Raw genomic sequence first — 25596 nt, 5'->3', positions numbered from 1 at the left:
CGGAGACACCCCAAGAATCCTATTCAATCAGCAGCGCAAGCCCATATGCGATTCCCCTGCCCGGCACGGGGAGGCATTCAGCGTCCGCGAAAGCTCCATGCGCCAAGCGGCTGCCAGCTCCCACCACCTTGCGGCAGACGTTGCAGCGCGTGCAGATCAAGGCCGGCAAACGCGAACGTCTGGCTCTCGAACCGTCCGACCAGCGCCGATTGCAGTGCCCGCGCTTCGGGGCGGGCGACCTTGTTCTGGATGGTGATGTGGAAGCGCGGACGCCCCTGGTCGGCCAGCCCAAGCAGGCCATGGAGCGCTTCTGCCAGATCGGCATGGACAGCCTCCAGCGCCGGGCTGCGCACGGCGACGGCTGTTCCGGTGCCAAGGTCTGCCACCCCTGCAAGCTGCGCCGCCGGAGCGCGCGTGGCGGCACAAAGGCGCGCGACCAGCCGCTGCACTTCGGCCTGCGCCGAAGGCGGCAGCGCGTGGAACAGGGTGACGTGGGCCGGCACGTGGTTGCGATCGGGCGGGTAATGCGCGCCGCGCAAGCCCTGCATCTGGCCAAACAGCGCGGCGGGCAGCCGGGCGGTAAGGACCAGCGGCCCGCTCACCCGGCGTGCCCCGCCGCGCGGGAGAAATCGGAACAGCCGGAGCGAGGCGCAAGCGCTTCAGGCGGCAAATCCGTAAAACCCCCTAAAGCGTGATAGCCGCTCGCCACGCCCAAGGCCAGCCTTACAGATCCCCGCGCGCCCGGCGGATGGCAAACCACTTGGCCACGTTGGCATTGTGCTCGGCCAGGGTATCGGCAAAGACATGCCCGCCGGTGCCGTCGGCGACCATGTAGAGCGCTTCCGTCTTGGCCGGGTGCAGCACTGCCTCGATCGAGGCGCGGCCCGGATTGGTGATGGGCCCCTTGGGCAGGCCGGTCATCGAATACGTATTGTAATCGTTGACCGCCTGGATTTCCGACTGGCGGATGCGGCGGCCCAGCGGCTTGCCCCGCGTGATCGGATAGATGATCGTGGGATCGGCCTGGAGCAGCATGCCCTTGCGCAGCCGGTTGGAATAGAGCCCGGCCACCATGCGACGCTCCGCCGGCTTGCCGGTTTCCTTCTCCACGATCGAAGCGAGGATCACCGCTTCCTGCGGGGTCTTGGCGACAGTGTCCGGGCTGCGCTGTGCCCACAGGTCGGCCAGGGTCTTGGCCATCGCCGCCTGCATGCGCGCCAGCACCGCCTTGCGCGATTCGCCGCGGCGGATTTCATAGCTGTCGGGCAGCACGGTGCCTTCTTCCGGCACGTCGACCGTGCCGGTCAGCAGCGGCTGGGCCATCAGGCGTTCCTGCACCATGATCGCCGGCATGCCTTCGGGCACGGTCACCAGGCGGCGCAGCGTGCCCTGCTCGCCTTGCAGGATTTTCAGGATCGTCGAACCGCTGGCATGGGCCGGCAGGCTGAACTCGCCCGCCTTGATCGGCGCCTTGTCGCCCAGCAGGCGCGCCCGCGCGCGGAACGTGGTGGCCGAGGCTACCGCCCCTTCGGCTTCCAGCTTGTCGGCAATCGAACCGACGCTGGCGCCATCGGGCACAACGAACGCGGTATCCTTGGCCAGCGGGCCGGGGCCATACCAGCCCCACAGGAAATGCGTGCCCCAGGCCGCCGCCAGAAGCAGCACGCCCAGGATGACCAGCCGGACTTTACCGATGCGGGCAATCATGGACGTGGGCTTCCTTGTTCTGCGGCCTGAGGGTTTGCGACGCTTGGCCTTGCGGCTCAAACCGCCTTCATGATCAGGCTGGCGTTGGTGCCGCCAAAGCCGAACGAGTTGTTGAGCACGGCGCGCACCTGGCGCTTCTTGGCCACGTGCGGCACCAGGTCCACCCCTTCGGTACCCTCGTCGGGATTGTCGAGGTTGAGCGTGGGCGGCACGATCTGGTCGCGAATGGCGAGGATGCAGAAGATCGCTTCCACCGCGCCCGCGCCACCGAGCAGGTGGCCGATGGCCGACTTGGTGCTGCTCATCGACGCGCCCGACAGATCATCGCCCAGCACGCGCTTGACCGCGCCAAGTTCGATCGTGTCCGCCATGGTCGAGGTGCCATGGGCGTTGACATAGTCGATGTCGCCCGGCTCCAGCCCGGCCTTGCGCAGCGCCATGCGCATGGCCAGTTCGGCGCCCTTGCCTTCCGGATGCGGCGCGGTGACGTGATAGGCATCGCCCGACAGGCCATAGCCGACCACTTCGGCATAGATCTTGGCGCCGCGCGCCTTGGCGTGCTCGTATTCCTCCAGCACGACCACACCGGCGCCTTCGCCCATCACGAAGCCGTCGCGGTCCTTGTCATAAGGGCGGCTGGCCTGTTCGGGGCGGTCGTTATAGCTGCAATTGAGCGCGCGGGCCTGGGCAAAGCCGGCCACGCCCAGCGGGTTGATCGTGCTTTCCGCACCGCCCGCCAGCATCACGTCGGCATCGCCATCCTTGATCATGCGCGCTGCGTCACCGATCGAGTGCGCGCCGGTGGAGCAGGCGGTGACGACCGCATGGTTCGGCCCCATCAGGCCATACTTGATCGAGACCTGGCCCGAGATCAGGTTGATCAGGCGGCCATGGACGAAGTGCGGAGAGACGCGGCCCGGGCCCTTTTCATGCAGGACGATCGATTCGCTTTCGATCCCCGGCAAGCCGCCGATGCCCGAACCGATCGAGCAGCCGGTGCGCGCCTTGAGATCGTCGTCCATGTCCACCAGGCCGGCGTCTTCAAGCGCCTGGCCGGCGGCATCGATACCATAGACGATGAACGGATCGACCTGGCGCTGGATCTTGTGATCGACTCGCCGCGACGCATCGAAGCCATAGGGATGGTCGGCCGGCTTCACTTCGCAGGCGATCTGGCACTTCTGGTTGCTGGCATCGAAGCGGGTGATCGGGCCTGCGCCAGACTTGCCGGCCAGCAGATTCGCCCACACGGTTTCGACGTCCGCGCCCAGCGGGGTGACAAGGCCGAGGCCGGTTACGACGACACGACGCATTCTTTTCTCCGCAAAATCACAAACGAACAGGCCCAGCCCCGCACAGTTGGGGACTGAGCCTGCCGAATTCATCCCCTGTTGCCCCTGCCATGGCGATGGCCGGGGCGCTCACGGGGAAGCGGGGCGATCAGCCCTTGTTTTCGTCGATGTACTTGATCGCGTCCGACACGGTCGAGATCTTCTCGGCCGCATCGTCCGGGATTTCCACACCGAATTCTTCTTCGAAGGCCATGACCAGCTCGACGATGTCGAGCGAGTCGGCGCCGAGATCGTCGATGAAGCTGGCGTCTTCGGTGACCTTGTCGGCCTCGACGCCGAGGTGCTCGACAACGATCTTCTTAACGCGGTCGGCGGTATCGCTCATTATATGCCCCTTCGCAGGAAACTGGTTGGTGGTCGCGGGTCAGCATCGCCCTAATAGGCTGTTGAACCGCTGGCAAGAGGCGGGCGCATCCTGGCCTTTCAACCGTGGGACGCGCGCGCCGGTCGGAATGCGCCGCCGTTCAGCCCTTGGGCTGCTCGACAACGCGAATGTTGAGTTCCCGCAACTGCTTGGGCTCGGCCGGAGAGGGCGCGCCCATCAGCAGGTCTTCGGCCCGCTGGTTCATCGGGAACAGAGTGATCTCGCGCAGGTTCTGCGCCCCGCACAGCAGCATGACGATGCGATCGACGCCCGCGGCCATCCCGCCGTGCGGCGGCGCGCCATACTGGAACGCGCGATAGAGCCCGCCGAAGCGCTCCTCCACGTCGGCCTTGGTCAGGCCCACGATCTCGAACGCCTTGACCATGGTTTCGGGCGACTGGTTGCGGATCGAGCCCGAGGCGATTTCATAGCCGTTGCAGACCAGATCGTACTGGAACGCCTTGATCGTCAGCGGGTCCTGGTTGGTCAGCGCATCCATCCCGCCCTGCGGCATCGAGAACGGGTTGTGACTGAATTCCACCTTCTTGTTGTCTTCATCCCATTCATAGAACGGGAAATCGACGATCCAGCACAGCTTGTAGGTGCCTTCTTCCACCAGCCCGAGCTGCGCCGCCACGCGGTTGCGCGCCAGGCCGGCCAGCTTGGCGGCCTGGTCGGCCTTGCCCGCGGCGAAGAACAGCCCGTCGTTTTCGCCCAGGCCCAGTTCGGCATAGAGCGCCGCCATGCCTTCGGTGCCATGATTCTTGGCGATCGGGCCGCCGAATTCGCCGCCCTTGCGGGTGACATAGCCCAGCCCGGCATGGCCTTCGGCGCGCGCCCAGTCGTTCATCTCGTCGAAGAACTTGCGGCTCTTGTCCGCCGTGCCCGGCGCGGGAATGGCGCGGACCACGCCGCCGCCGCCCACGATCTTCTCGAACAGGCCAAAGCCCGATTGGGTGAAGTGGTGCGACACATCGGTGATGATCAGCGGGTTGCGCAGGTCCGGCTTGTCCGAACCATACTTCAGCATCGCCTCGTCATAGGGGATGCGCGGGAACTGGCCCACGGGCGTCACCGGCTTGCCCTCGGCAAAGGCCTCGAACACGCCGCCGATCACCGGCTCCATCGTTTCCCACACCTCTTCCTGGGTCACGAAGCTCATTTCCAGGTCGAGCTGGTAGAATTCGCCCGGCAGGCGGTCGGCGCGCGGGTCTTCGTCGCGGAAGCACGGCGCGATCTGGAAATAGCGGTCGAAACCCGCCACCATCAGCAACTGCTTGTACTGCTGCGGCGCCTGCGGCAGCGCATAGAACTTGCCGGCGTGGATGCGGCTCGGCACCAGGAAGTCGCGCGCGCCTTCGGGGCTGGATGCGGTCAGGATCGGGGTGGAATATTCGGTGAACCCGGCCCCTTCCATGCGGCGGCGCATGTCGGAAATGATCCGCGTGCGCGTGACGATGTTGGCGTGCAGCGTCTCGCGGCGCAGGTCGAGGAAGCGATAGCGCAGGCGGATATCCTCGGGATATTCCTGCTCGCCCGCCACCGGCATCGGCAGTTCTTCCGCCGCCGAAAGCACCGTGGCCGCCTTGGCGAAGACTTCGATCGCGCCGGTCGCCAGGTTGGCATTGACGGTCGCTTCGTTGCGCGCCTTCACCACGCCTTCGATCGTCACCACGCTTTCCACGCGGACGGATTCGAGCAGGGGCAGCGCGGCGCTGTCGCTATCGGCCACGATCTGGGTGATTCCATAGTGATCGCGCAAATCGACAAACAACACGCCGCCATGATCGCGCTTGCGATGCACCCAGCCCGAGAGGCGCACGTTTTCGCCGACATGCTCGCGCGAGAGGGCGCCGCAGGTGTGGGAACGATAAGGATGCATCGAAACTCTTTCCAATCGGTCTGCAATAAGGCAGGTGAGACAGGCTTAAATGTCAGGCGCGGCCAAGAGGCGATGGCCGCGCGTTTGTCAAGCCGCCGCTCCCGGACGGGGGCACCACCGGCCCCATGCCAGCTTGCGGGTGTCTGCCACCTGCGGATGGATCGGGCCATACAGAAAAGAACGATGAAGATACATCCGCTGATTACCACGACCGCCGCGCTTGCCGATCTGTGCGAGCGGCTGGCCAAGTCAGACTTCGTCACGGTCGACACCGAGTTCATGCGCGAGAACACCTATTGGCCGGAACTGTGCCTGGTGCAGATCGCCAACGAGGAAGAGGCCGCCGCGATCGATCCGCTGGCGCCGGGCATCGATCTTTCTCCGCTGCTCGACCTCCTGGTCGACAACGAGGACGTGCTCAAGGTCTTCCACGCCGGCGGGCAGGACGTGGAAATCATCTACAACCTGTCGGGCCGCACCCCGCACCCGATCTTCGACACGCAGATCGCGATGATGGCCCTCTCGCAAAGCGAGCAGATCGGCTATTCCAACCTGGTCGAAGCGTGGCTCGGCCTGTCGATCGACAAGGGCGCGCGCTTTACCGACTGGTCGCGCCGCCCGCTCACCGAGCGGCAGATCGAATATGCCATCGGCGATGTCACTCACCTGTCCAAGATTTTCCCCCGGATGCTCAAGCGCCTGATCAAGACCGGACGCGGCGAGTGGCTGGACATCGAGATGGAAAAGCTGGCCGACCCGGAAAACTATCGCAACGATCCGGGCAAGGTGTGGGAAAAGATCCGCCCGCCCAGCCGCAATCCCGCCGTGCTCGGCCGGTTGCGCGCGCTGGCCGCCTGGCGCGAATCCGAAGCGATGGACAAGAACATCCCGCGCGGCCGCATCATGCGCGACGAAACCCTGGCCGACATTGCCAGCCACCCGCCGCGCGAACAGCCTGACCTGGCCAAAGTGCGTGGCCTCTCCACCGGATGGAAGGACAACGACATCGGACGCCGCCTGATGCAGACCCTTAGCGATGCCAAGCCCCTGACCGAGGCGGAAATGCCCCCGCGCGCGCCGCGTGGTGCGCCGCTGGGCAAGGAAGGCGCGCTGGTGGCCGACCTGCTCAAGCTGCTGCTCAAGATCCGCAGCCGCGAGATCGACGTGGCCTCGCGCCTGCTCGCCCGCAGCGACGACCTGGAGGCGCTCGCCGCCGGGCAGCGCAAGGGCCTGGCCCTGCTGGAAAGCTGGCGCTACGAACAGTTCGGCCGCGATGCGCTGGAACTGGTCGAAGGGCGCCTCGCCTTTGCCGTCGTCAACGGCAAGCTCAAGATGGCGCACATCGACGATATCGGCGGCAACAGCGCGCCCGCCCCCGCTCCGGCGCCAGAAGAGTCCGGCGGGGAATGAGCACCTACCTGCCCACGCTCAAGCAGTTGCAATACCTCGTCGCGCTGCACGAGCATGGCCATTTCGGCAAGGCCGCCGATTCGTGCTTCGTCTCGCAGTCCACGCTTTCGGCGGGGCTGCGCGAACTCGAATCGCTGCTGGGCGTCACGCTGGTGGAGCGCACGCGCCGCGTGGTGCGCTTCACCCCGCTGGGCAACCAGGTGGTGGCCAAGGCGCACCGCCTGCTGCGCGAGGCGGAGGAACTCTCCGAACTCGTGCAGTCGCACGGCGTGCCGCTGGCGGGCGAATTGCGGATGAGCGTGATCCCCACCATCGCGCCGTTCCTGCTGCCGCGCATCCTCCCGCGCCTGCGCCAGGAACGCCCGCAGTTGAAGCTGTTCCTGCGCGAGGAACCCAGTGCCGCCGCGATCGAATCGCTGCACCATGGCCGCGCCGATTGCGTGCTGCTGGCCCTGCCCTTCGCCACCGGCGACGTGGACGTGGCGCCCTTGTTCAAGGACAAGCTCTACGTCGCCTTCCCGCAGGATGACCCGCGCAACCCGCCCGAATCGATTCCGCCGTCGCTGATCGACGAGAATCGCCTGCTGCTGCTGGAAGACGGGCACTGCCTGAAAGAGCATGCGCTGGCCGCCTGCAATCGCCCCGAGCTGCGCGCCAGCGCCACGATGATCGGCACCAGCCTGCACACCCTGGTGCAGATGGTGGACAATGGCCTGGGCCTGACCATGCTGCCGGAAATGGCGGTGGAGGCCGGCATCCTGCACGATACCCACATCGTCGCCCGGCCGCTGCAATCCGATCACGCCTATCGCGAGATCGCGCTGGTCTGGCGCAAGAACTCGCCTCGCGCCGAGGAATTCAGGCTGCTCGCCCAGGAACTGCGCGCGCCATGAAAGTGCAGCGCCACAACGCGCTGGAAGATCTCTATGGCGTTGCCACCGGATGCCTGCTCCTGGCGCTCGGCCTGCACCTGCTGCACCAGGCGCGGCTGATCACCGGGGGCATGGCGGGCCTCGCCCTGCTGCTGTCCTACCTCGCGCCATTTTCCCCCGGCACGCTGTTTGCCGTGCTCAACCTGCCGATCTTCCTGCTCTTCTGGCGCAGCCAGGGCACGCCCTATACGCTGCGCAGCCTGGTCGCGACGCTGGCCATCACCGGCATGGTAACGCTGGTGGCCAAGGGCCTGCCGCTCACCTCGGCCAGCCCCGCCGCCGCCGCGGTGATCGGCGGCACGGTGATGGGCATGGGCCTCCTCGCCGTGACGCGCCACGGCACCGCCGTGGGCGGATCGAGCGTGATCGCCCGCTGGCTCAGCCGCAAGAAAGGCTGGAACTTCGGCCGCCTGCTGATGATCACCGACGCCACGATCATCGCCACCTCGGCCCTCGTCCTCGGCCCCGAACGCGCGATCTGGTCCCTGGTCAGCGCCACCTGCGCCAACCTGATGGTGATGACCTGGCACCGCCCGGACCGCTATCTGGCGGAGAGTTTGTGAGGGGCGTGGGACGCAAACGGCCGGGATTTGGTGGTTAGCGAACCCTGCCCGACAGTCCACCCGTCGCCCCGTGCTTGACACGGGGCTTGGCTTCCCTTGCGGCCTTGCCTTTGGCATGCTGGCAAAATGGAAAAGGGCGGCTGGCTCTACATCATGGCGAACCGCTATCGCGGTGGAATGTATATTGGCGTCACATCCAACCTGATCCGGCGCGTGTGGCAGCATCGCGAGGGCCGTGGCTCAATTCGCGCAAGGGACTTTGGCAAGACAAAGCTGGTCTACGCCGAACGGCACACGGAAATCGAACCCGCAATTGCTCGCGAGAAACTGGTCAAAAAATGGCGCCGGGAATGGAAATTCGCATTGATTGAGGCGGACAATCCCGATTGGCTCGATCTATGGGACCAATGGTATCCAGTGGCTGCATCGCAAGGCGAGAGCGCAAAGTAGCCAAGCCCCGTGTCAAGCACGGGGCGACGGTGGAGGTTGGGCGAGGCCTACCGTGCCGCCGCCCCCTCAATCCATGTGCTTCAAGCCCACCCGCAGGTAATCCCAGCCGGTGATCACGGTCAGCCCTGCCGCGCCCCACAGCGTCGCCAGGCCCACCGTGTGCGGCACGTTGATCACGATGCCGGCCAGGGTCAGCGTCCACCACGGCGTGGCGCCGCCCAGGATCAGCGAGCCGAGCGCGATCATCTGGAACGTGGTTTTCCACTTCGCCAGTTTCGACACCGGCACCGAAACCTGGATGCCGCCCAGGAACTCGCGCAGGCCCGAAACCGCGATCTCGCGCAGCAGGATGACGAGTCCGGCGATCACGTGCATGTCCCCCACATAGGGGCCGGTCAGCACGCCTTGCGCGGTCAGCACCAGGATCACGGCGGCGACCATGATCTTGTCGGCGATGGGATCGAGGAACACGCCCAGCTTCGACACCGTGCCCTGCGCGCGGGCGAGGTAGCCGTCGAAATAGTCGGTCACGCCCATCAGGCAATACATGGCAAAGCCCAGCGCATAGCCCATGGGCCAGTGCGGCCACCACAACAGGGCGCCCAGCAGGGGCACGGCAACGATGCGGGACAGCGTGAGAATGTTGGGCAGCGTGAGCATCGCCGCCTGCAATACGGCGCCACGCGCCAACATGGAAACGGTTTGTGCACGAAAGGGGTGCCATCACCGGCCCTGCGGCAGACCGTGGCCGGGCCATCTTGCCCTGCGCCACGGCGCCACCCATGTAGGATGGGCTGCGGGCAAATCTCGCAGTCCTGTCGCTTGCCCCTTGCCCACCCCGCGTGGGGCGCTAAGGCAGGCGGGAGACAGACCAGGGATGCCCGGCACCGCTTAGAATGACCACTACCACGCATCTCCTTCGCGCCCGTCGCTTCCTGCCCCTGTTCGTCACCCAGTTGCTGGGCGCGTTCAACGACAACCTGTTCAAGAACGCCATGGTGCTGTTCGTGGTGTTCAGCGTCTACAATTCGGAAAAGGCCGAGGCGCACTTTTCCGGCATGGCGACGGCGCTGTTCATCATTCCCTTCGTGGCGCTTTCGGCGCTGTCTGGCCAGTTGGCCGACATGCGCGACAAGGCCCGCATCATCCGCATCGTGAAAACCTGCGAAATCGGCATCATGGCCGTGGGCGCAACCGGCCTGCTGCTGGCGTGGAAAGGCTTCCACGTGGAAGGCCTCGCCATCCCGCTGATGCTGCTGGCGCTGTTCGCCATGGGCGTGCATTCCACGTTCTTCGGCCCGATCAAATACGCCATCCTGCCCCAGCACCTGCATGCCGACGAAGTGCTGGCCGGCACCGGCCTGGTCGAGGCAGGCACCTATCTGGCCATTCTGCTCGGCACCATCGTGGCCGGCTACATTTCCGCGCCGGCCGCGGCGATCACCGTGATCGTCACAGCGCTGATCGGCTTTTTCGCCGGGCGTCGCGTGCCCGATGCACCGCCCGAAAAGCCCGACGAGCCGCTCGCCCTGCCGCTGCTGCGCCCGTTCCTGGCGCGCCCGCGCAACGCCGTGCGCGCGCTCGGGTTGGTGCCAGTGGTGGTCGCCGATCAGGTCGTCTCGCTCTATCGCCTGGTCCATTCCACCACGCGCCACCCGCGCGTGTTCCTGGCGATTTCGGCGATCAGCTTCTTCTGGGCGGTGGGCGCCATCCTGTTCGTGCAGTTCCCGCCACTTGCCAAGAACGTGCTGGGGTGCAGCAAGGAAGTGGCCAGTCTGTTCCTGGTGATCTTCTCGGTGGGCATCGCGATCGGCTCGATCTCGATCAACCGCCTGCTCAAGGGCACGGTCTCGGCGCGCTACGCCCCCATCTGCGTGGTCGGCACCGGGCTGTTCGTGGCCGGCTTCCACTTCGTCTGCGCCGCCTGGCCGGTGCCCGAACAGCGCGAGCTGCTGGATCTCACCGGGTTCGTCACCGCGCCGCTGGCCTTGCCGCTGATCGGCACGCTGCTGGGGATTTCGATCACGGGGGGCATGTTCATCGTGCCGCTCTATGCCTTCCTCACCACCGTGGTGGAAAAGTGCGAGGCGGCGCGCACCATCGCGGCCAACAACATCGTCAATTCGGCCGCGATGCTGGTCGGCTCGCTGCTGGCCATGGGGCTGACCGCCGTGGGCGTGCGCATTGTCGACCAGTTGCTGCTCACAGGGCTGCTCTGCCTGGTGTCCGCCTGGCTTGGCTGGCTGCTCCATCGCGCCGAGATCGCCCACCTCGGCCAGCGTGAAGCACACACCTTCGATGAAATGGTCGGCTGATCAAACTCAGCCGAAGAAGGCGATGATGGCCATGAAGCAGGCGCAATAGGCCATCAGGAATTCCTTCACGTCCTGCACAGTGATGCGCTTCCAATCCACCGGCTGGGAGCGCAGCGCGGCCCGCGCCATCGCCGCCTGCACTTCCGGCTCATAAACCGGCATCGGCAGCAGCACGCGGCGCGGCAGGCTGGCGCGGAACGGATGGCGGGCAGGCGGGCGCAAAGGGCCGGCGGGCTGAGGCGCGGAATCAAGCATGGCTGCCCGCTGTAACGCGATCTTAACCACAATGGCACCGGGCCGGATGGCGCCAATTTGCCGCCGTTCCGCCATGGGACAGGCCAAAAGAAAGCGGGCCGCCCCGGGAAAAGGGCGGCCCGCCAACCAATTCAGGGACTTGAAGCGGCGTCGATCAGATATCGTCGCCCAGCGCGCCCTTGACCTTGCCAGCGGCCTGCTGGGTCTTGCCCTTGGCCTGCTGCGCCAGGCCTTCGGCCTGGAGCTTGGCATTGTCGGTCATCTTGCCGACGCCTTCCTTGACGTTGCCAACCGCTTCGTTGGCCAGACCCTTGGCGCGATCCTTGAGCTCACCCATGGTGCATCTCCTTTGCTTTGGGGGTGGATGCGGCCGTGAGAGGGGGGCCGGCCGCATCCTTCGAAGCCACTACGCGCCACGCGGCGGGTTGGTTCCGGATGATGCGACGAGCGGTGCGACGAACCGTCAGATGGTTCCGCCAGCCATGGCCAGGACATGATCCCATTCGGCCCGCTTCACTGCCGAGACCGACAGGCGCGACAGGCGCAGCAATTCCATCTCGGCCAGGTCGGGCGTGGCCTTGATCGTCTTGAGGCTCACCGGGCTGGCCAGCTTGGCCACGGGCTTGACCTTGACCGCCGCCCACTTGCCGTCCGGATCGGTCGGATCGATCAGCCCGGGCACGCTGATGGTTGCAATACCAACTATTTCCTTGCCGATGTTGGAGTGATAGAAGAACGCCAGGTCGCCTTCCTTCATCGTCCGCAGGTTCCGCGCCGCCAGATGGTTGCGCACGCCATCCCAGGTGCCCTCGCCTTCGCTGACCAGATCGTCCCAACTGTACACGTCGGGTTCGGACTTCATCAGCCAAAGCTGGGTATCGGCACTGATCTGAATCATGGAAACCTTGCGGAATATGGGGATAGAAGCGCGCCCATATCGCATTTTCCCCCGGGGAGCCAAATGAACCTCGATACCTTGCCCGTTCTCTCGCTCGCTGCCGAACCAGCGGCGCTTTCCCGCGATCTTGGCGCCAGTTTCCAGCAATTCGGCTTTGCCATGGTCAAGGACCACGGGCTCGATCCCGCACTGGTGGAACGCGCCTGGGCGCAGACCCAGGCTTTCTTCGCGCTGCCCGACGCGCAAAAGCGCACCTATGCCATTCCCGGCATCGGCGGCGCGCGTGGCTACACCCCGTTCCGCACGGAGATCGCCAAGGGCGCGAAGGTCAGCGATCTCAAGGAATTCTGGCACGTGGGCCGCGATCTGCCAGCGGGGCATCCCCTGGCAGGCGCCATGCCGCCCAATGTCTGGCCGGCCGAGATCGATGGCTTTCACGAGACTTTCGCCACGCTCTATGCCGCGTTCGACCAAGTCGGCGCGCGCATCCTTTCGCGCATCGCGGTGTGGCTGGGGCTGGACGAACACTGGTTCGACGGCGCGATCGCCGATGGCAATTCCGTGCTGCGCCTGCTGCACTATCCCCCGGTGCCCGGCGCGCCCGATGGCGCCATCCGCGCCGGCGCGCATGAAGACATCAACCTGATCACCCTGCTGCTCGGGGCAGAGGAAGCCGGCCTGGAACTGCTCGCCCGCGATGGCCGCTGGATCGAGGTTTCGCCCCCGCCCGGCGCGCTGGTGGTCAACATCGGCGACATGCTGCAACGCCTGACCAACCACGTGCTGCCCTCGACCACGCACCGCGTGCGCAATCCCGATGGCGCGCGGGCCGGCTTCAGCCGCTATTCGATGCCGTTCTTCCTGCATCTGCGCAGCGATTTTCCGTTCCACACCCTGCCCCAGTGCATCACGGCAGAAAACCCGGATCGCTATCCGGTCTCGATCACGGCGGACGACTATCTCCAGGAGCGCCTGCGCGAAATCGGCCTGAAAATGTGATGTGAGGCGGAACCGGCAGGCGCGGGGCGGATTGCGGGCATGGGACCTGTTGCACCGCACAAAAAGGAACGCCCATGCGCCTGCCGCTTATTCCGCCTTCGCAACTGACCGACGAGCAGAAGCCGCTCTATGAGGCGATGCGCCAAGGCATCGCCAGCAATTTCAACGCCTTCAAGGTGATCGACGAGCAAGGCGCGCTGATGGGGCCATGGAACCCCTGGCTCCATTCGCCGCGCATCGGCAAGGCCATCTGGGATCTGACCCTGGCCCTCACCGCCGAAGCAACCGTGCCCGATCGCGTGCGCCAGATCGTGATCCTGGCGGTCGGCGCGCGATTCGATGCCGCCTATGAAATCTATGCCCATGTCGCCGTGGCGGAAAAGGAAGGCATGAGCGCCGAGCGGCTGGCCACCCTGACCGCCGATCTCAAGCCGGCTGACCTTGCCGCCGATGAAAGCGTGGCCTTCGATCTCGCCTATGCCCTGGCGCGCGGCGGCGTGCTGCCCGAGCCGGTCTATGCCCTGGCGGTGAAGACCTTCGGCCAGGCCGGCACCAACGAGCTGATCTTCCTGGTCGGGCTCTATGCCATGGTTTCGGTCACGCTCAACGGCTTCAACGTGCCTGTACCGGAACGAGAATAGTCGCCGGAACGCGAATAAGCGCCGAAACGCAAAAAGCCCCGCGCAAGCGGGGCTTTTTTGGGTGAACTGGTGGAGCCGAGGGGGATCGAACCCCTGACCTCTACAATGCCATTGTAGCGCTCTCCCAGCTGAGCTACGGCCCCACGTGTTCATGTTGATGCATCGCCCACAAGAAAGCGACGCGCCCTGAGGGATCAGGGTTTTTCGCAGACTGGTGGAGCCGAGGGGGATCGAACCCCTGACCTCTACAATGCCATTGTAGCGCTCTCCCAGCTGAGCTACGGCCCCGAAAGTCTGCCGGAACACCCTGGGAGGTGATCCGTCCCGCCGCCGATCAGGTGGTGATCATCGCCGGGAGCCGCGCCTCTAAGGGAGAGGTTGGCGGCTGGCAAGAGGCTTTTTTGGCCTCCCGCCGTTTTTAGCAGACCCGGCGATCAAAGTCCTGTGGACATCTTCGCCGGGCCCGCAAAACCCTTAGTTTTCGTCGTCCTCGCCTTCGTGGGCGCCCACGCCCAGGTCGTCGTCGCCACCCAGGTCGACGTCGTTGTCGGGCGAATCGCCGTCGTCGTCGATGTCCAGATCCTCGTCGGCCAGATCGACGTCGGCGTCGGCTTCCACCTTCTCCTTCTGAATTTCTTCATAGGGAATCGGCTGCTTGGACTTGAGAACCGGCTCGGGATGCCAGGCATACTTGCATTCCACGCAAGTCACCGGATCGGCATTGCCGAGGTCGTAAAAGCGGGTGCCGCACTTCGGACAGCTATGCTTGGCGCCCCATTCAGGCTTGACCATGAATAATCCTCGAAAAGCTCGCCCGCTGCCCTTGGGGCGCGGGCCGAAACCAAAAAAGCGTCGTGCCAAAAGCCGTCTTGGGGGCGCGTTGCCCGGAAATCAAGCGTGCGCACGACAGACCGCGGCGCGCGCCTTGCCATAGTGGCCGCGCGCTGTCAAAAGCCGCGCGTTTTTGCCGCCCTTTTGCCAGTTTGGAAAGACCAGGACCGTGAGCAGCCATTCCGACCTCGCCCAGATGCGCCCCCGTCGCTTTTCCGCCCAGGGGCCTCTCAAGGGCCGGATTCGCGTGCCGGGTGACAAGTCGATCAGCCATCGCTCGATCATGCTGGGCGCGCTGGCCGTGGGCGAAACCCGCGTCACCGGCCTGCTCGAAGGCGAAGACGTGCTGTCCACCGCCGCCGCGATGCGCGCCATGGGCGCCACGATCGAGCGCCAGGCCAATGGCGATTGGCTGGTGGCCGGCGTGGGCGTGGGCGGCCTGCTGCAACCCACCGGCGCGCTCGACATGGGCAATTCGGGCACGTCCACCCGCCTGCTGATGGGCCTTGTGGCCAGCCACCCGATCACTGCCTGCTTCGTGGGCGATGCCAGCCTGTCCAAGCGGCCGATGGGCCGGGTGATCGATCCGCTCTCGCAAACCGGCGCGCGCTTCACGGCCTATCCCGGCGGACGCCTGCCGCTGATCGTGGAAGGCGCGGCCACGCCCGTGCCGCTGACCTATCGCCTGCCGGTCGCCTCGGCCCAGGTGAAAAGCGCCGTGCTGCTGGCGGGACTCAACACGCCGGGGGTGACCACGGTGATCGAGCCGATCCCCACGCGCGACCATTCCGAGCGCATGCTGCGCGGCTTTGGCGCAGACCTGTCGGTGGAAATCGACAGCGATGGCGCCCGCGTCATCCGCCTGTCGGGCGAAGCCGAGCTCAAACCGCAAACGATCACCGTGCCGGGCGATCCGTCTTCGGCCGCCTTCTTCGTGGTGGCCGCGCTGATCGTGCCGGGGTCCGACCTGGTGATCGAGAACGTCGGCCTCAACCCCACCCGCGCCGCGCTGTTCGACGTGCTGCGCCTGATGGGCGGCAGTATCGAGGAACTCGATCGCCGCGACGTGGGCGGAGAGCCGGTGGCCGATTTGCGGGTGCGCGCTTCCACGCTGACCGGCATCGATGTCGATCCGGCGGTCGTGCCCAGCATGGTCGATGAATTCCCGGTGCTGTTCGTCGCCGCCGCCCATGCCCAGGGCCGCACCGTCACGCGCGGGCTGGAAGAGCTGCGCGTCAAGGAATCCGACCGCATCACCGTGATGCGCGTGGCGCTGGAGCAGGCCGGCGCGCGTGTGCAGGAAACCGAGGATGGCCTGATCATCGACGGCACCGGCGGCGAAGGGCTGCGCGGCGCCAACAACCAGCCGGTTGCCACCCATCTCGATCATCGCATCGCCATGTCGATGGCCGTGGCGGGCCTGGCCAGCCAGGGCGGCGTGGAAGTGGACGATACCCGCCCGATCACCACCAGCTTCCCGGTGTTCGAGCAGCTTATCGCGTCTGCCACCGCCGCATGACTCTCTCGCCGCTGTTTGCCAATATCTGCGGGTTCATCGGCATGGCCTGCATCATCGTGGCCTATGGCTATACCACGCGCGAGAACGGCAATGGCCGACGGCCCAATCCGTTCGTGCAGCACGGCACCAACCTGGCCGGCGCGGCCCTGCTCACCGTGTCGCTGATGGTCAACCTCAACCCCGCCTCGCTCGTGCTGGAAGGGTTCTGGTCGGCCATCGCCATCTGGGGCCTGGCCAAGGCCCTGCGCGAAAGAAAGCGTTCCCCATCATGATCATCGCCATCGACGGCCCCACTGCTTCGGGCAAAGGCACGATTGCCCGCGCGCTGGCTGCCCATTTCGGGCTGCCACACCTCGATACCGGCCTGCTCTATCGTGCGGTCGGCCGCCAGGTGGCGCTGAACGGCGGCAATCCCGACGATCCCGCCGATGCGCTCGCCGCCACGGCCTTTCCCGAAAGCCTGCTGGCCGATCCCGAACTGCGCTCCGAAGCCAGCGGCGGCCTCGCCAGCCGCGTCTCGATCCACCCCGAAGTGCGCGCCGCACTGCTCGCGCGGCAGCAGGCCTTTGCCAACCAGCCCGGCGGCGCCGTGCTCGATGGGCGGGATATCGCCACGGTGATCGCTCCCCACGCCGATGCCAAGCTGTTCATCACCGCCAGCGTGGCCGCGCGCGCGCTGCGCCGCTGGGCGGAAATGACCGCGCAGGGCCGGCAGGTGTCGCGCGAGGCGATCGAGGCCGACCTCGCCGCCCGCGATGCGCGCGACGCCGGCCGCGCCACCGCGCCGCTGCGCCAGGCCGAAGGCGCCGCCTTGCTCGACACCTCGGCCCTGGGCCGGGAAGCGGCCGTCGCCGCCGCGATTGCCCTGGTCGAAAAGCAATTGGCCCAGCGATGAATCCCTTACCGGGTCATAAGGGTAATCCATTATTTTTCAGCGCCGACTGAAAGCCTCCGCAAACCCACCGTTCTTCCCTGGCAAAGGCCCATGCCAGTGGAGAACACCATGTTTCGCAAGCAGGAATTGGACGAATCCGGTCCGCGCGAAGGCGGCCCCGGCATGCCCCCCACCCCCGGCGCGGACAGCGCGGAAGCGCGCCGCTTCCCGCGAATCGGCGTGGAACTGCCGGTGCGCGTCAAGCATGGCGTGGTGCGCTCGACCGTCATGCTCAAGGATCTGACGCCCTATGGCGCGCGGATCGAGGGCATGGACAAACAGCGCATCGGCGAGCCGATCATGCTGATGCTGCCCGGCCTCAAGCCCAAGCTGGCGTTCGTCGCCTGGTCCGAACCGATGACCTCGGGGCTGGAGTTCGACCATCCGCTGCACGAAGACGTGTTCGCGGCACTGGTCAGCGATTTTGCCGTGGGCCATTACCGCCGCATGGCTACAGGCCGCGCGCGGCCGGCCGTCGCGACGCCAGCCGATGCCGAAGGCAGCGAGGGCAGCAGCAAGCGGAACCTGCGCGACGCGGCCTGATCCCGTCGCCTGTCGCCAATCACCCGCATTTGCCGGCAAGGCGCCGCTTGGCCATGGACGCACACGCAAGGCGGGGTTACGGGCAGGCCATGCGCTTCGCCCCGCCGCCATTCCTGCCCCCTGATCCGCGCTGATGCCGCAACGCCTCCATCATCTCGACGCGGCGCGCGCGGTGCTGCTGCTGCTGGGCATTCCCTTTCACGTTGGCACCACGGCCACGATGATCCTTTCGCCCGGCTTTCCGGCGTGGATGGCCAATCCGGTGCTGGGCGTGGGCCTGTCGTTCATCCACTCGTTCCGCATGTCGGCGTTCTTCATCTTGGCCGGCTATTTCTCCGGCATGGCCAGCGCCCGGCGCGGCCGTTCGGCTTGGCTGGCCGACCGGATGATGCGCGTGGCCCTGCCGCTGGTGGCCAGCGTCGCCAGCCTTGCAGTGGTTCAATATCATCTCAAGGTCATGCTTTCGGCCGCCTGGGCGCCGGGGCTCTATGGCTGGCCGCTGGCGTTCGAGCACTTGTGGTTCCTGATCGTGCTGCTCGGCTTCATTTTCACGTATGCGCTGCGCCCGGCGCGGCGGCTGGTGCCCGATTCCGCGTGGCGCCCGCTGCTCGGGCTCGATCCCTGGACGGCTGCCCTGCCCCTGCTGGCCCTGGCGCTCTGGGGCGCCGGGCTGGCCTGGACGGCGCAGACCCTGGGCCTGCAAGACAGCGAAGCGGTGTTCGAACAGGAACTGCTGCTGCGCTATCTGCAATACCTGCCCGCCTTCGCGATCGGCGCGCTGGGCTGGCGGCTCAAGCTGGGCAACAGCCTGTTCGCGTTTACCGGACGCTGGCCGCTGTGGGCGGCGCCGCCGCTGATGATCGGCCATTTCCTGCTCGATCCACTGGTGCGCCCGCATCTGGGATGGGAGGCCGATCCCACAGCGCCGCTGCGCGTGCTCGACGGCGCGCTGGCCTGCGCGCTCACTTATGCCATGGCGCTGATCGTGTTCCGCCTGCTCGCCCACCTGTTCGACAAGCCGAGCCGGGCCGTCTCGTTCCTGGTCGATGGCGCGATGACCATCTATCTGTTCCACATGATCGTGGCGATGCTGGTGATCCTCGCCATGGCGCACCTCGGCGCCGCGAACTGGCCCTTCCCCACGATGCAGTGGATGGCGCTGTCCGCGCTGGTCCTGGGCCTCTCCGTCCTCGTCTTCCTCGTCGTGCGGCGTGTACCGCTGCTGGCGGTCGTGTTTGGCGGGCAGCGTGTCTCGCCCCGCGCGCGGGCGCCGCAGGGCTGAATGGCTTGCAATCCGGCCCAGAACGGCTAAGGGCCACCTCTCTTGCGCGCGAATCGCCGCAGGAAACGGAAGAAAGCCGGAGGGGCCCCGCAATCCCGCGGACAAGCCAGCGATCGGTTAGACTAGATAAAGGACGCGAAGCATGCCGCTTTACGAGCATGTGTTTCTGGCGCGCCAGGATCTGAGCCAGTCTCAGGTCGATGCGCTTGCCGCCGCCGCCACCGAAATCGTGGAATCGAACCAGGGCAAGGTCACCAAGACCGAAACCTGGGGCCTGCGCTCGCTGGCCTACAAGATCCAGAAGAACCGCAAGGCGCACTTCGTGATGCTCAACATCGAAGCCCCCGCGGGCGTCGTGGCCGAGCTGGAACGCCAGACCGCGATCAACGAAGACGTCATCCGCTACATGACCGTGCGCGTGGACGAACACGAAGCCGGCCCGTCGGTGATGATGCGCAAGAACGACCGCGAGCGCAGCCGCCGCCGCGAACGCGAAGGGGAATAAGCCATGGCTCGTCCGTTTTTCCGCCGTCGCAAGAGCTGCCCGTTCTCGGGCAAGAACGCTCCGAAGATCGACTACAAGGACGTGCGCCTGCTCCAGGGCTTCATGTCCGAACGTGGCAAGATCGTCCCGTCGCGCATCACCGCCGTTTCGGCCAAGAAGCAGCGTGAGCTGAGCCAGGCGATCAAGCGCGCCCGGCACATCGGCCTCCTGCCCTACATCGTGAAGTAAGGAGCGCCAGCCATGCAGATCATCCTGCTCGAGCGCATCGAGAAGCTGGGCTTCATCGGTGACGAAGTGACCGTCAAGGACGGTTACGCCCGCAACTTCCTGTTGCCCAACAAGAAGGCCCTGCGCGCCAACGAAGCCAACCGTAAGGTCTTCGAAGCCAACCGCGCCCGCATCGAAGCTGAAAACGCGGCCCGCCGCGAAGAAGCCAAGGGCGAAGCCGGCTCGGTCGAAGGCAAGGAAGTGGTGCTCATCCGCGCCTCGTCCAACTCCGGCCAGCTCTATGGTTCGGTTTCCGTGCGTGACATCGTCGATGCCCTGGTCGCCACCGGCGCCAAGGTGACCAAGGCGATGATCGTGCTCGAACGCCCGATCAAGACCATCGGCGTGTTCGACGTGCGCGTCGCCCTGCACCCCGAAGTTTCGGTCAACGTCAAGGTGAACGTCGCCCGTTCGCCCGACGAAGCCGAACTCCAGTCGAAGGGCGTGGACGTCATCGACGCCATGTTTGAGGGCGAAACCGGCGGTTTCACCGAAGACTACGATCCCAATGCCGAACCGGGCGAAATCCCGGCCGATCTGCTGGAAGAAGGCGAGGCGCAAGCCTGATCTCTCTCCTGCCGGTCCGGCAAAGCAAAAAGGGCGTCCCCTCCGGGGCGCCCTTTTTTGTTTGGGGTTCCCGCCCTTGCGCTGTCATCACTGAACGCTAAACCATTCGCATGAACGCAAGCGACACTTTCACCGCCACTTCCCCCGCCGCCATCGTTGCCGAACTCGCCGCCCGCCATGACGCGGCCTGCGCCCGGCTGCGCGCCGATATCACGCGCTATATCGCCGATGGTACGCTGCCCGATCCCGCCCGGCGCCAGGGCGGCGCCTATTGCTATCCCGAACTGCGCCTGCATTTCGACGGGGTGAGCCACGGCACTGCCGCCGGCCGCGCCTTTGGCCGCCTTACCCGTCCCGGCAGCTATGCCACCACGATCACCCGGCCCGCGCTGTTTGCCGATTACCTGGAAGAGCAGCTCGGCCTGCTGATGGTGGATTACGAGGTGACGCTCGAAGTGGCGACCTCCAGCCAGGAAATCCCCTTCCCCTACGTGGTCGATGGCAGCCTGGGCTTCGGCACCGTCTCGCCCAACGAGCTGGCCAAGCATTTCCCCACCACCGACCTGGCCCATATCGGCGACGAGATTGCCGACGCGCTCGATGCCAGCCTCGATGGCGGCCCAGGCGCGGCGCCGCTGGCGCTGTTCGATGGGCTGCGCACCGATTTCAGCCTGGCCCGCCTGGCGCACTACACCGGCACCAATCCGGCCGATTTCCAGCGCTATATCCTGTTCACCAACTATCACCGCTATGTCGATGAATTCGTCGATTGGGCCGGGCGCCAGTTGGGCCAGGACGATTTCGTGGCGCTGACCGGTGCCGGCGGCCTGGCGCTGGACGCGGCGACGCCCCATGCGCGCGAACGCCTGTCAGACACCGCCTGGCGCCGCCACCAGATGCCCGCCTATCACCTGATCCGCCCGGATCGCTCGGGCATCACGCTGGTCAACATCGGCGTGGGGCCGTCCAACGCCAAGACGATCTGCGATCACCTCGCCGTGCTGCGCCCGGAAGCCTGGCTGATGATCGGCCACTGCGGCGGCCTGCGCCCGACGCAGAAGATCGGCGACTATGTGCTGGCCCATGCCTATCTGCGCGACGATCACGTGCTCGACGATGTGCTGCCGCCGGAGATTCCCGTGCCGGCCATTGCCGAAGTGCAGGTGGCCCTGGCCCAGGCGGCCGAAGTGGTCAGCGGCAGCGGCGGCGCGGACCTCAAGACCCGCATGCGCACCGGCACGATCGTCACCACCGACGATCGCAACTGGGAACTGCGCTATGCCCATTCCGCCCGCCGCCTCAGCCTGAGCCGCGCGGTGGGGATCGACATGGAAAGCGCCACGATCGCCGCGCAGGGCTATCGCTTCCGCGTGCCGTATGGCACCCTGCTCTGCGTGTCGGACAAGCCGCTGCACGGGGAAATCAAGCTGCCCGGCCAGGCCAACCGGTTCTACGAGGAAGCGATTGCCGCCCACCTCGAAATCGGCACGACCGCCTGCGCCCTGCTGCGTGCCGAGGGCGATCGCCTGCACAGCCGCAAGCTGCGCGCTTTCAACGAGCCGCCGTTCCGCTGAGCGGCAACGGGTGCGCCGCTGCGGCGGCGCGCCCGTGCCAGCGGGTTATTCCGAGAACGGCACGCCAGGCACCTGCTTGGCGGTGCGGATGGTCAGCGAGGTCTTCACGCTGGCCACGTTGGGCGCGGGCGTGAGCTTGCTGGTCAGGAATTCCTGGAAGCTCTGCAAGTCGCGGCTGACGATCTTGAGGATGAAATCGATCTCGCCGTTGAGCATGTGGCACTCGCGCACTTCGGGCAGCGTCCGCATGTGCTCCTCGAACTGGCGCAGCGATTCCTCGGCCTGGCTTTTCAGGCTGACGAGCGCAAAGACCGTGATCGCGAAACCGAGCTTGGCCGGATCGAGATCGGCGTGATAGCCACGGATCACCCCCGCCTCTTCCAGTGCGCGCACGCGGCGCAGGCAGGGTGGCGCGGTCAGTCCCACGCGCTGGGCCAGTTCCACGTTGGTGACGCGACCCTCTTCCTGAAGCTCGGCCAGCAGCCTTCTGTCAATTCCGTCCAATGTTGCCATGTTCGTGTTCGTTAGCCGCTCGATCCGCAAGATTGTGCGTCACCGCTGGCAGTGAAGCTAATATTATTAGCTCATATCGCAATTGTCCTACAATGCAACGCACCATCACCAAAGGCGGTGCATAGCCGGCAAAAACCCGCTCCACGATGAACGAACCGAGCCTGCCAGGCGCCGCCCCAGATCGGCACACTTTGTTAAATGCCTCAGCGTTAAAGCCGGGGCCTGTGTTTCGAAACGGTCCGTAACCGGCTTGCCTCGCGCGGGGCGATGGCCCATTGCAGAGCACCGCACAAAAGGGAAGCCTTGGCGCCACACCGATGCCTGCCGATCTCGATCCTCCTTTTCCGTCGGTGCCGCCCGCGCCGGATGGTGCCGCACCGGCCGTCGGCATGACGGACGGCGCCGCGCTGGTGGTGGATGATCGGCTCGACACCGTGCTGCGCACGCGCGCGGCAGGGCCGGCCGGCATGCGCGTGCAGTTTCGCCAGCTTGCCGACCTGCTCGGGCGCGTAACGCCGGGCACATGGACCACGCGGCATGACGAGGCGCTGGCCCGGCTCGATGATCTGTTCCAGGCGATCGGCGGCGCCCCCGGCGGCCACGAAAGCGCTGCCGCGCTGCTTGCCGGTACGCCGCTGGCCCATGCCCGCCTGGTGGCGCACTTTGCCGCCCTCGCGCCGCGCCATGCACTCGCCGCGATCCGCGCCGCGCGGCTGGACGAAGCGACCTGGCTGGCGCTGGTGCCACGCCTGCCGATCCAGGCGCGCGGCTTCCTGCGCCACCGCCGCGATCTCGGCCCGGCGGTGGAGGCGCTGCTGAGCCAACTCGGCATCGACGACTTTGCCCTTGCTGCGCCCGATCTGCCGCCAGCCGAACCGGCAGCCATGGCCCAACCAGAACCGGAGCCGGACTCCGCTCTCGCCAGCGCCGAAGTGATCGCATTCGAGCAGCCCGCACCGCTGCTGTCACCCGCCGCCAGCGAAGGCATCGGCGCGATCGTCCGCCGGATCGAGGCCTTCCGCCGCGATCGGGAAACCCGGCCTGCCGGACAGGCGCCGGCTGGCGGAGCAACCGCCTCGCCCGCCGATCCGCATCCGCGCCTGCCGTTTGCCGACGAACCGCCGCCCACCGCACTCCATCCTGAAAGCATCGACCTGGCGATCGACTCGCTCGGCACGGTGGTCGCTGCCGATGCCGATTGGGCACCGATGCTGGTGGGCCACCGCCCGTTCACCGGGCAGCCCCACGCGCCGGCCCGGCTGGATGGGCGCAGCATTCGCGCCTTTGCCGCGCGGCGCCCGATCACCGCCGGCCTGCTGCTGCTCGAAGGCGCGCCGGCCATCGCCGGTGCCTGGCAGATCGATGCCGTGCCGGTCTTCGCCCGCGCCGGTGGCGCCTTTGCCGGCTATCGCGCCCGGCTGCGCCGCCCCACCCCCGGCGAAGCCAGCGCCCCGGCGCAGAGCGAAGCCCCGGCAACGCAGGGCGCCGATCGCCTGCGCCAGACGCTGCACGAGCTGCGCACGCCGATCAACGCGATCCAGGGCTTTGCCGAGATGATCCAGCAGCAGGTGTTCGGCGCCACGCCGCACCAGTATCGCAGCCTGGCAGCCAGCATCGCGGCCGATGCCGCGCGCATGCTGGCCGGCTTTGAAGACCTGGAGCGCCTGGCCAGGCTGGAAACCGGCGCGGCAGACATGCCGGCACCGCAAGCCGATACGGACCTTGCCGCGCTGTTGGCGCGCCAGATCGCCCAGCTCGATCCGGTGATCGGCCCGCGCGAAGTGCGGCTGCGCTGGACTGCCCCTGCCGCGCCGCTACCGGTCCGGGCACCCGCCGCAGAGCTGGAGCACGCCGTCTGGCGCCTGCTCGCCGTGATCGCCAGCACCGCCGCACCGGGCGAACGCCTGGCCATTGCGCTCGATACAGACGGGGATCAGGCCCGGCTCGACCTGCCCTTGCCCGCCACGCTGGCCATGCGTGACGATGCCACCCTGTTTGCCGCCGACAGCGCGCGCGGCCAGGGCAGCAGCAGCCTGGGCGCAGGCGGGATGATGGGCAACGGCTTTGCCCTGCGCCTGGCCGCGGCCGAACTGCGCGCCATGGGCGGCAGCCTGCATCGCGATGGCGCGCGCCTGCTGGTGCGGCTGCCTGCCGCGCTGGCACCGGATCAAACCGACGGCGCCCATGGCGCCACCCCGGCGCAAGCGGGTTAGCCATCGTGCCATCCCGGCGTGCGGGTGCGGAACAGGGCCACCAGGCCCCGGCGCGGATCACCGCCCCACCCCTGCCCGAGGCGCGCGTCCGCTTTGCGCCCGATTTTGGCCAGCGGTTCATCGTCACGGTGGACACCGAAGAGGAATTCGACTGGGCCAAGCCGTTCGAGCGCACCGGCCATGGCCTGGGCCACGTGCCGCGCCTCGCCAAGTTCCAGCAGTTCTGCGAAAGTTTCGGCGTCGCGCCGGTCTATCTGATCGATTATCCCATCGCCAGCGATCCGGCCGTGACCGATGCCCTGGGCGCGGCGGTGTGCGCCGGGCGTGCCGAAATCGGCATCCAGCTCCACCCCTGGGTCAATCCGCCGCATCGCGAAGACCTGACTGTTTACAACAGCTTTGCCGGCAACCTGCCCCCGGCGCTGGAGCGGGCCAAGCTGGTCAAGCTGCGCGACACGATCGCCACTGCCTTTGGCGATGCGCCGCGCATCTATCGCGCCGGGCGTTATGGCGTGGGGCCGGCAACGGCGCAGATCCTGGCCGAATCCGGCCTCGCCATCGACACCTCGGTGCGCAGCCATTTCGACTATTCCAGCCAGGGCGGCCCCGATTTCACCGAACTGCCGCTGCATCCCTGGTGGGTGGACAAGGTCGGCGGCTTGATGGAACTGCCGCTGACCACGGTCTTTTCCGGCCTGTTGCGGCGCCAGGGGCCATGGCTGTTCCCGCGCCTGTGGCGGGTGCCGCGCCTGCGCGGAGCGATGGCCCGGACCGGCCTGATGAACCGCGTGCCCCTCACGCCCGAAGGCGTGACCCCCGCCGAGGCGATCCGCTGCATCGACCTCAGCCTCGCCGATGGCCTGCCGATCCTGGTCTTCTCGTTCCACAGCCCTTCGCTGCGCCCGGGGCACACGCCCTATGTGCGCGACGCCCGGCAACTCGATCAGCTCTATGACTGGTGGCGCGCGGTGTTCAGCCATTTGCAGCGCTGCGGGATCAAGCCGGCCGGGGTGCAGGAAATCATGCAGGCGGCGCAGATTTAGCGCGCATGCACACGCTTTCTTGCCAAGTGCGCGGCGG

Annotated in this window: 29 protein-coding genes and 2 tRNA genes; 18 read left to right on the top strand and 13 right to left on the bottom strand. The window is 66.6% G+C overall.

Features of this window, described 5'->3' with window-relative positions; translation table 11 throughout:
* Positions 1-77: 77 nt before the first annotated feature.
* From IE191_RS10035 to aspS, 5 genes are all read right to left on the bottom strand, one after another.
* On the bottom strand, positions 78-602 hold the full coding sequence (locus IE191_RS10035) for a 2'-5' RNA ligase family protein (RefSeq protein WP_229815229.1): 525 nt from the start codon (positions 600-602) through the stop codon (positions 78-80).
* Between the two features lie 121 nt (positions 603-723).
* Positions 724-1707, bottom strand: a complete 984-nt coding sequence (mltG, locus tag IE191_RS10030; protein WP_191324214.1) for an endolytic transglycosylase MltG — start codon at positions 1705-1707, stop codon at positions 724-726.
* A gap of 56 nt (positions 1708-1763) precedes the next feature.
* Positions 1764-3020 carry a beta-ketoacyl-ACP synthase II gene (fabF, locus tag IE191_RS10025; RefSeq protein WP_191324213.1) on the bottom strand — a complete coding sequence of 419 codons (1257 nt, stop codon included), beginning with the start codon at positions 3018-3020 and terminating at the stop codon, positions 1764-1766.
* A gap of 127 nt (positions 3021-3147) precedes the next feature.
* Entirely contained in the window at positions 3148-3384 is a 237-nt protein-coding gene (locus IE191_RS10020) for an acyl carrier protein (protein ID WP_028657713.1), read from the bottom strand.
* A 139-nt stretch (positions 3385-3523) separates the two neighbouring features.
* Entirely contained in the window at positions 3524-5305 is a 1782-nt protein-coding gene (gene aspS / locus IE191_RS10015; protein ID WP_191324212.1) for an aspartate--tRNA ligase, read from the bottom strand.
* A 183-nt stretch (positions 5306-5488) separates the two neighbouring features.
* Here aspS and rnd point away from each other — a divergent pair, with 183 nt between their 5' ends.
* From rnd to IE191_RS09995, 4 genes are all read left to right on the top strand, one after another.
* Entirely contained in the window at positions 5489-6715 is a 1227-nt protein-coding gene (gene rnd / locus IE191_RS10010; RefSeq protein WP_191324211.1) for a ribonuclease D, read from the top strand.
* Positions 6712-7608 (top strand): hydrogen peroxide-inducible genes activator, encoded by an 897-nt coding sequence (locus IE191_RS10005; RefSeq protein ID WP_191324210.1) that lies wholly within the window; start codon positions 6712-6714, stop codon positions 7606-7608. The genes rnd and IE191_RS10005 overlap by 4 nt, the downstream gene beginning before the upstream one ends.
* A complete protein-coding gene (locus IE191_RS10000) occupies positions 7605-8210 on the top strand; it encodes a YitT family protein (RefSeq protein ID WP_191324209.1) in 606 nt (201 codons plus the stop codon). The genes IE191_RS10005 and IE191_RS10000 overlap by 4 nt, the downstream gene beginning before the upstream one ends.
* A gap of 126 nt (positions 8211-8336) precedes the next feature.
* A complete protein-coding gene (locus IE191_RS09995) occupies positions 8337-8660 on the top strand; it encodes a GIY-YIG nuclease family protein (RefSeq protein WP_191324208.1) in 324 nt (107 codons plus the stop codon).
* Between the two features lie 66 nt (positions 8661-8726).
* Here the strand turns inward: IE191_RS09995 and pgsA are convergent, their stop codons facing one another.
* Positions 8727-9320: a CDP-diacylglycerol--glycerol-3-phosphate 3-phosphatidyltransferase gene (gene pgsA, locus IE191_RS09990; RefSeq protein ID WP_191324241.1), complete on the bottom strand. Its 594-nt coding sequence runs from the start codon at positions 9318-9320 to the stop codon at positions 8727-8729.
* 236 nt (positions 9321-9556) lie between these two features.
* On the opposite strand from pgsA, the gene IE191_RS09985 reads away from it, so the two are divergent.
* The gene (locus tag IE191_RS09985; RefSeq protein ID WP_191324207.1) at positions 9557-10975 is read left to right on the top strand and encodes an MFS transporter; all 1419 of its coding nucleotides are present in this window, start codon (positions 9557-9559) and stop codon (positions 10973-10975) included.
* A gap of 6 nt (positions 10976-10981) precedes the next feature.
* Here IE191_RS09985 and IE191_RS09980 read toward each other — a convergent pair whose 3' ends face one another.
* The 3 genes from IE191_RS09980 to IE191_RS09970 form a co-directional block, all read right to left on the bottom strand.
* Positions 10982-11230 (bottom strand): hypothetical protein, encoded by a 249-nt coding sequence (locus tag IE191_RS09980; RefSeq protein ID WP_191324206.1) that lies wholly within the window; start codon positions 11228-11230, stop codon positions 10982-10984.
* A 154-nt stretch (positions 11231-11384) separates the two neighbouring features.
* On the bottom strand, positions 11385-11567 hold the full coding sequence (locus IE191_RS09975) for a CsbD family protein (protein WP_191324205.1): 183 nt from the start codon (positions 11565-11567) through the stop codon (positions 11385-11387).
* Between the two features lie 126 nt (positions 11568-11693).
* Positions 11694-12128, bottom strand: coding sequence for an EVE domain-containing protein (locus IE191_RS09970; protein ID WP_191324204.1), 435 nt, complete (start codon positions 12126-12128; stop codon positions 11694-11696).
* Positions 12129-12191: 63 nt separating this feature from the next.
* Between IE191_RS09970 and IE191_RS09965 the strand changes: the two genes are divergently transcribed.
* Both IE191_RS09965 and IE191_RS09960 read left to right on the top strand, forming a co-directional pair.
* Complete coding sequence (locus tag IE191_RS09965; RefSeq protein WP_191324203.1) at positions 12192-13127, top strand: isopenicillin N synthase family dioxygenase; 936 nt, start codon at positions 12192-12194, stop codon at positions 13125-13127.
* A gap of 74 nt (positions 13128-13201) precedes the next feature.
* Positions 13202-13768 (top strand): carboxymuconolactone decarboxylase family protein, encoded by a 567-nt coding sequence (locus IE191_RS09960; protein WP_191324202.1) that lies wholly within the window; start codon positions 13202-13204, stop codon positions 13766-13768.
* A 67-nt stretch (positions 13769-13835) separates the two neighbouring features.
* On the opposite strand, the gene IE191_RS09955 is transcribed toward IE191_RS09960, so the two are convergent.
* From IE191_RS09955 to IE191_RS09945, 3 genes are all read right to left on the bottom strand, one after another.
* Positions 13836-13911 (bottom strand) — tRNA-Ala (locus tag IE191_RS09955).
* Positions 13912-13980: 69 nt separating this feature from the next.
* Positions 13981-14056: transfer RNA gene (locus tag IE191_RS09950), tRNA-Ala, on the bottom strand.
* 186 nt (positions 14057-14242) lie between these two features.
* Positions 14243-14560 carry an FYDLN acid domain-containing protein gene (locus tag IE191_RS09945; protein ID WP_191324201.1) on the bottom strand — a complete coding sequence of 106 codons (318 nt, stop codon included), beginning with the start codon at positions 14558-14560 and terminating at the stop codon, positions 14243-14245.
* A 235-nt stretch (positions 14561-14795) separates the two neighbouring features.
* On the opposite strand from IE191_RS09945, the gene aroA reads away from it, so the two are divergent.
* The 9 genes from aroA to IE191_RS09900 all read left to right on the top strand — a co-directional run bounded on the left by aroA (position 14796) and on the right by IE191_RS09900 (position 21790).
* Entirely contained in the window at positions 14796-16118 is a 1323-nt protein-coding gene (aroA, locus tag IE191_RS09940; protein WP_191324240.1) for a 3-phosphoshikimate 1-carboxyvinyltransferase, read from the top strand.
* Entirely contained in the window at positions 16115-16390 is a 276-nt protein-coding gene (locus IE191_RS09935; protein WP_191324200.1) for a CBU_0592 family membrane protein, read from the top strand. Before aroA ends, IE191_RS09935 begins: the two co-directional genes overlap by 4 nt.
* Complete coding sequence (locus IE191_RS09930) at positions 16387-17013, top strand: (d)CMP kinase (protein ID WP_191324199.1); 627 nt, start codon at positions 16387-16389, stop codon at positions 17011-17013. The genes IE191_RS09935 and IE191_RS09930 overlap by 4 nt, the downstream gene beginning before the upstream one ends.
* A 162-nt stretch (positions 17014-17175) precedes the next feature.
* Positions 17176-17595 carry a PilZ domain-containing protein gene (locus tag IE191_RS09925; protein ID WP_191324198.1) on the top strand — a complete coding sequence of 140 codons (420 nt, stop codon included), beginning with the start codon at positions 17176-17178 and terminating at the stop codon, positions 17593-17595.
* 133 nt (positions 17596-17728) lie between these two features.
* Positions 17729-18877: an acyltransferase family protein gene (locus IE191_RS09920; RefSeq protein ID WP_191324197.1), complete on the top strand. Its 1149-nt coding sequence runs from the start codon at positions 17729-17731 to the stop codon at positions 18875-18877.
* Positions 18878-19019: 142 nt separating this feature from the next.
* Complete coding sequence (gene rpsF, locus IE191_RS09915) at positions 19020-19382, top strand: 30S ribosomal protein S6 (protein WP_191324196.1); 363 nt, start codon at positions 19020-19022, stop codon at positions 19380-19382.
* 3 nt (positions 19383-19385) lie between these two features.
* Positions 19386-19610, top strand: a complete 225-nt coding sequence (gene rpsR, locus IE191_RS09910; RefSeq protein WP_011445073.1) for a 30S ribosomal protein S18 — start codon at positions 19386-19388, stop codon at positions 19608-19610.
* Positions 19611-19622: 12 nt separating this feature from the next.
* A complete protein-coding gene (gene rplI, locus IE191_RS09905; protein ID WP_191324195.1) occupies positions 19623-20216 on the top strand; it encodes a 50S ribosomal protein L9 in 594 nt (197 codons plus the stop codon).
* A 110-nt stretch (positions 20217-20326) separates the two neighbouring features.
* Complete coding sequence (locus tag IE191_RS09900; RefSeq protein ID WP_191324194.1) at positions 20327-21790, top strand: AMP nucleosidase; 1464 nt, start codon at positions 20327-20329, stop codon at positions 21788-21790.
* Positions 21791-21835: 45 nt separating this feature from the next.
* Here the strand turns inward: IE191_RS09900 and IE191_RS09895 are convergent, their stop codons facing one another.
* Positions 21836-22303, bottom strand: a complete 468-nt coding sequence (locus IE191_RS09895) for an Lrp/AsnC family transcriptional regulator (RefSeq protein ID WP_191324193.1) — start codon at positions 22301-22303, stop codon at positions 21836-21838.
* 317 nt (positions 22304-22620) lie between these two features.
* Here IE191_RS09895 and IE191_RS09890 point away from each other — a divergent pair, with 317 nt between their 5' ends.
* The gene (locus IE191_RS09890) at positions 22621-24516 is read left to right on the top strand and encodes a histidine kinase dimerization/phospho-acceptor domain-containing protein (protein ID WP_229815228.1); all 1896 of its coding nucleotides are present in this window, start codon (positions 22621-22623) and stop codon (positions 24514-24516) included.
* A gap of 56 nt (positions 24517-24572) precedes the next feature.
* The gene (locus tag IE191_RS09885; protein WP_191324238.1) at positions 24573-25559 is read left to right on the top strand and encodes a polysaccharide deacetylase family protein; all 987 of its coding nucleotides are present in this window, start codon (positions 24573-24575) and stop codon (positions 25557-25559) included.
* The last annotated feature ends 37 nt before the right edge of the window (positions 25560-25596 follow it).

The sequence above is a fragment of the Novosphingobium pokkalii genome (genome assembly GCF_014652855.1).
Classification (GTDB): Bacteria; Pseudomonadota; Alphaproteobacteria; order Sphingomonadales; family Sphingomonadaceae; genus Novosphingobium; species Novosphingobium pokkalii.
This window is presented reverse-complemented; position numbering and strand designations above follow the sequence as displayed.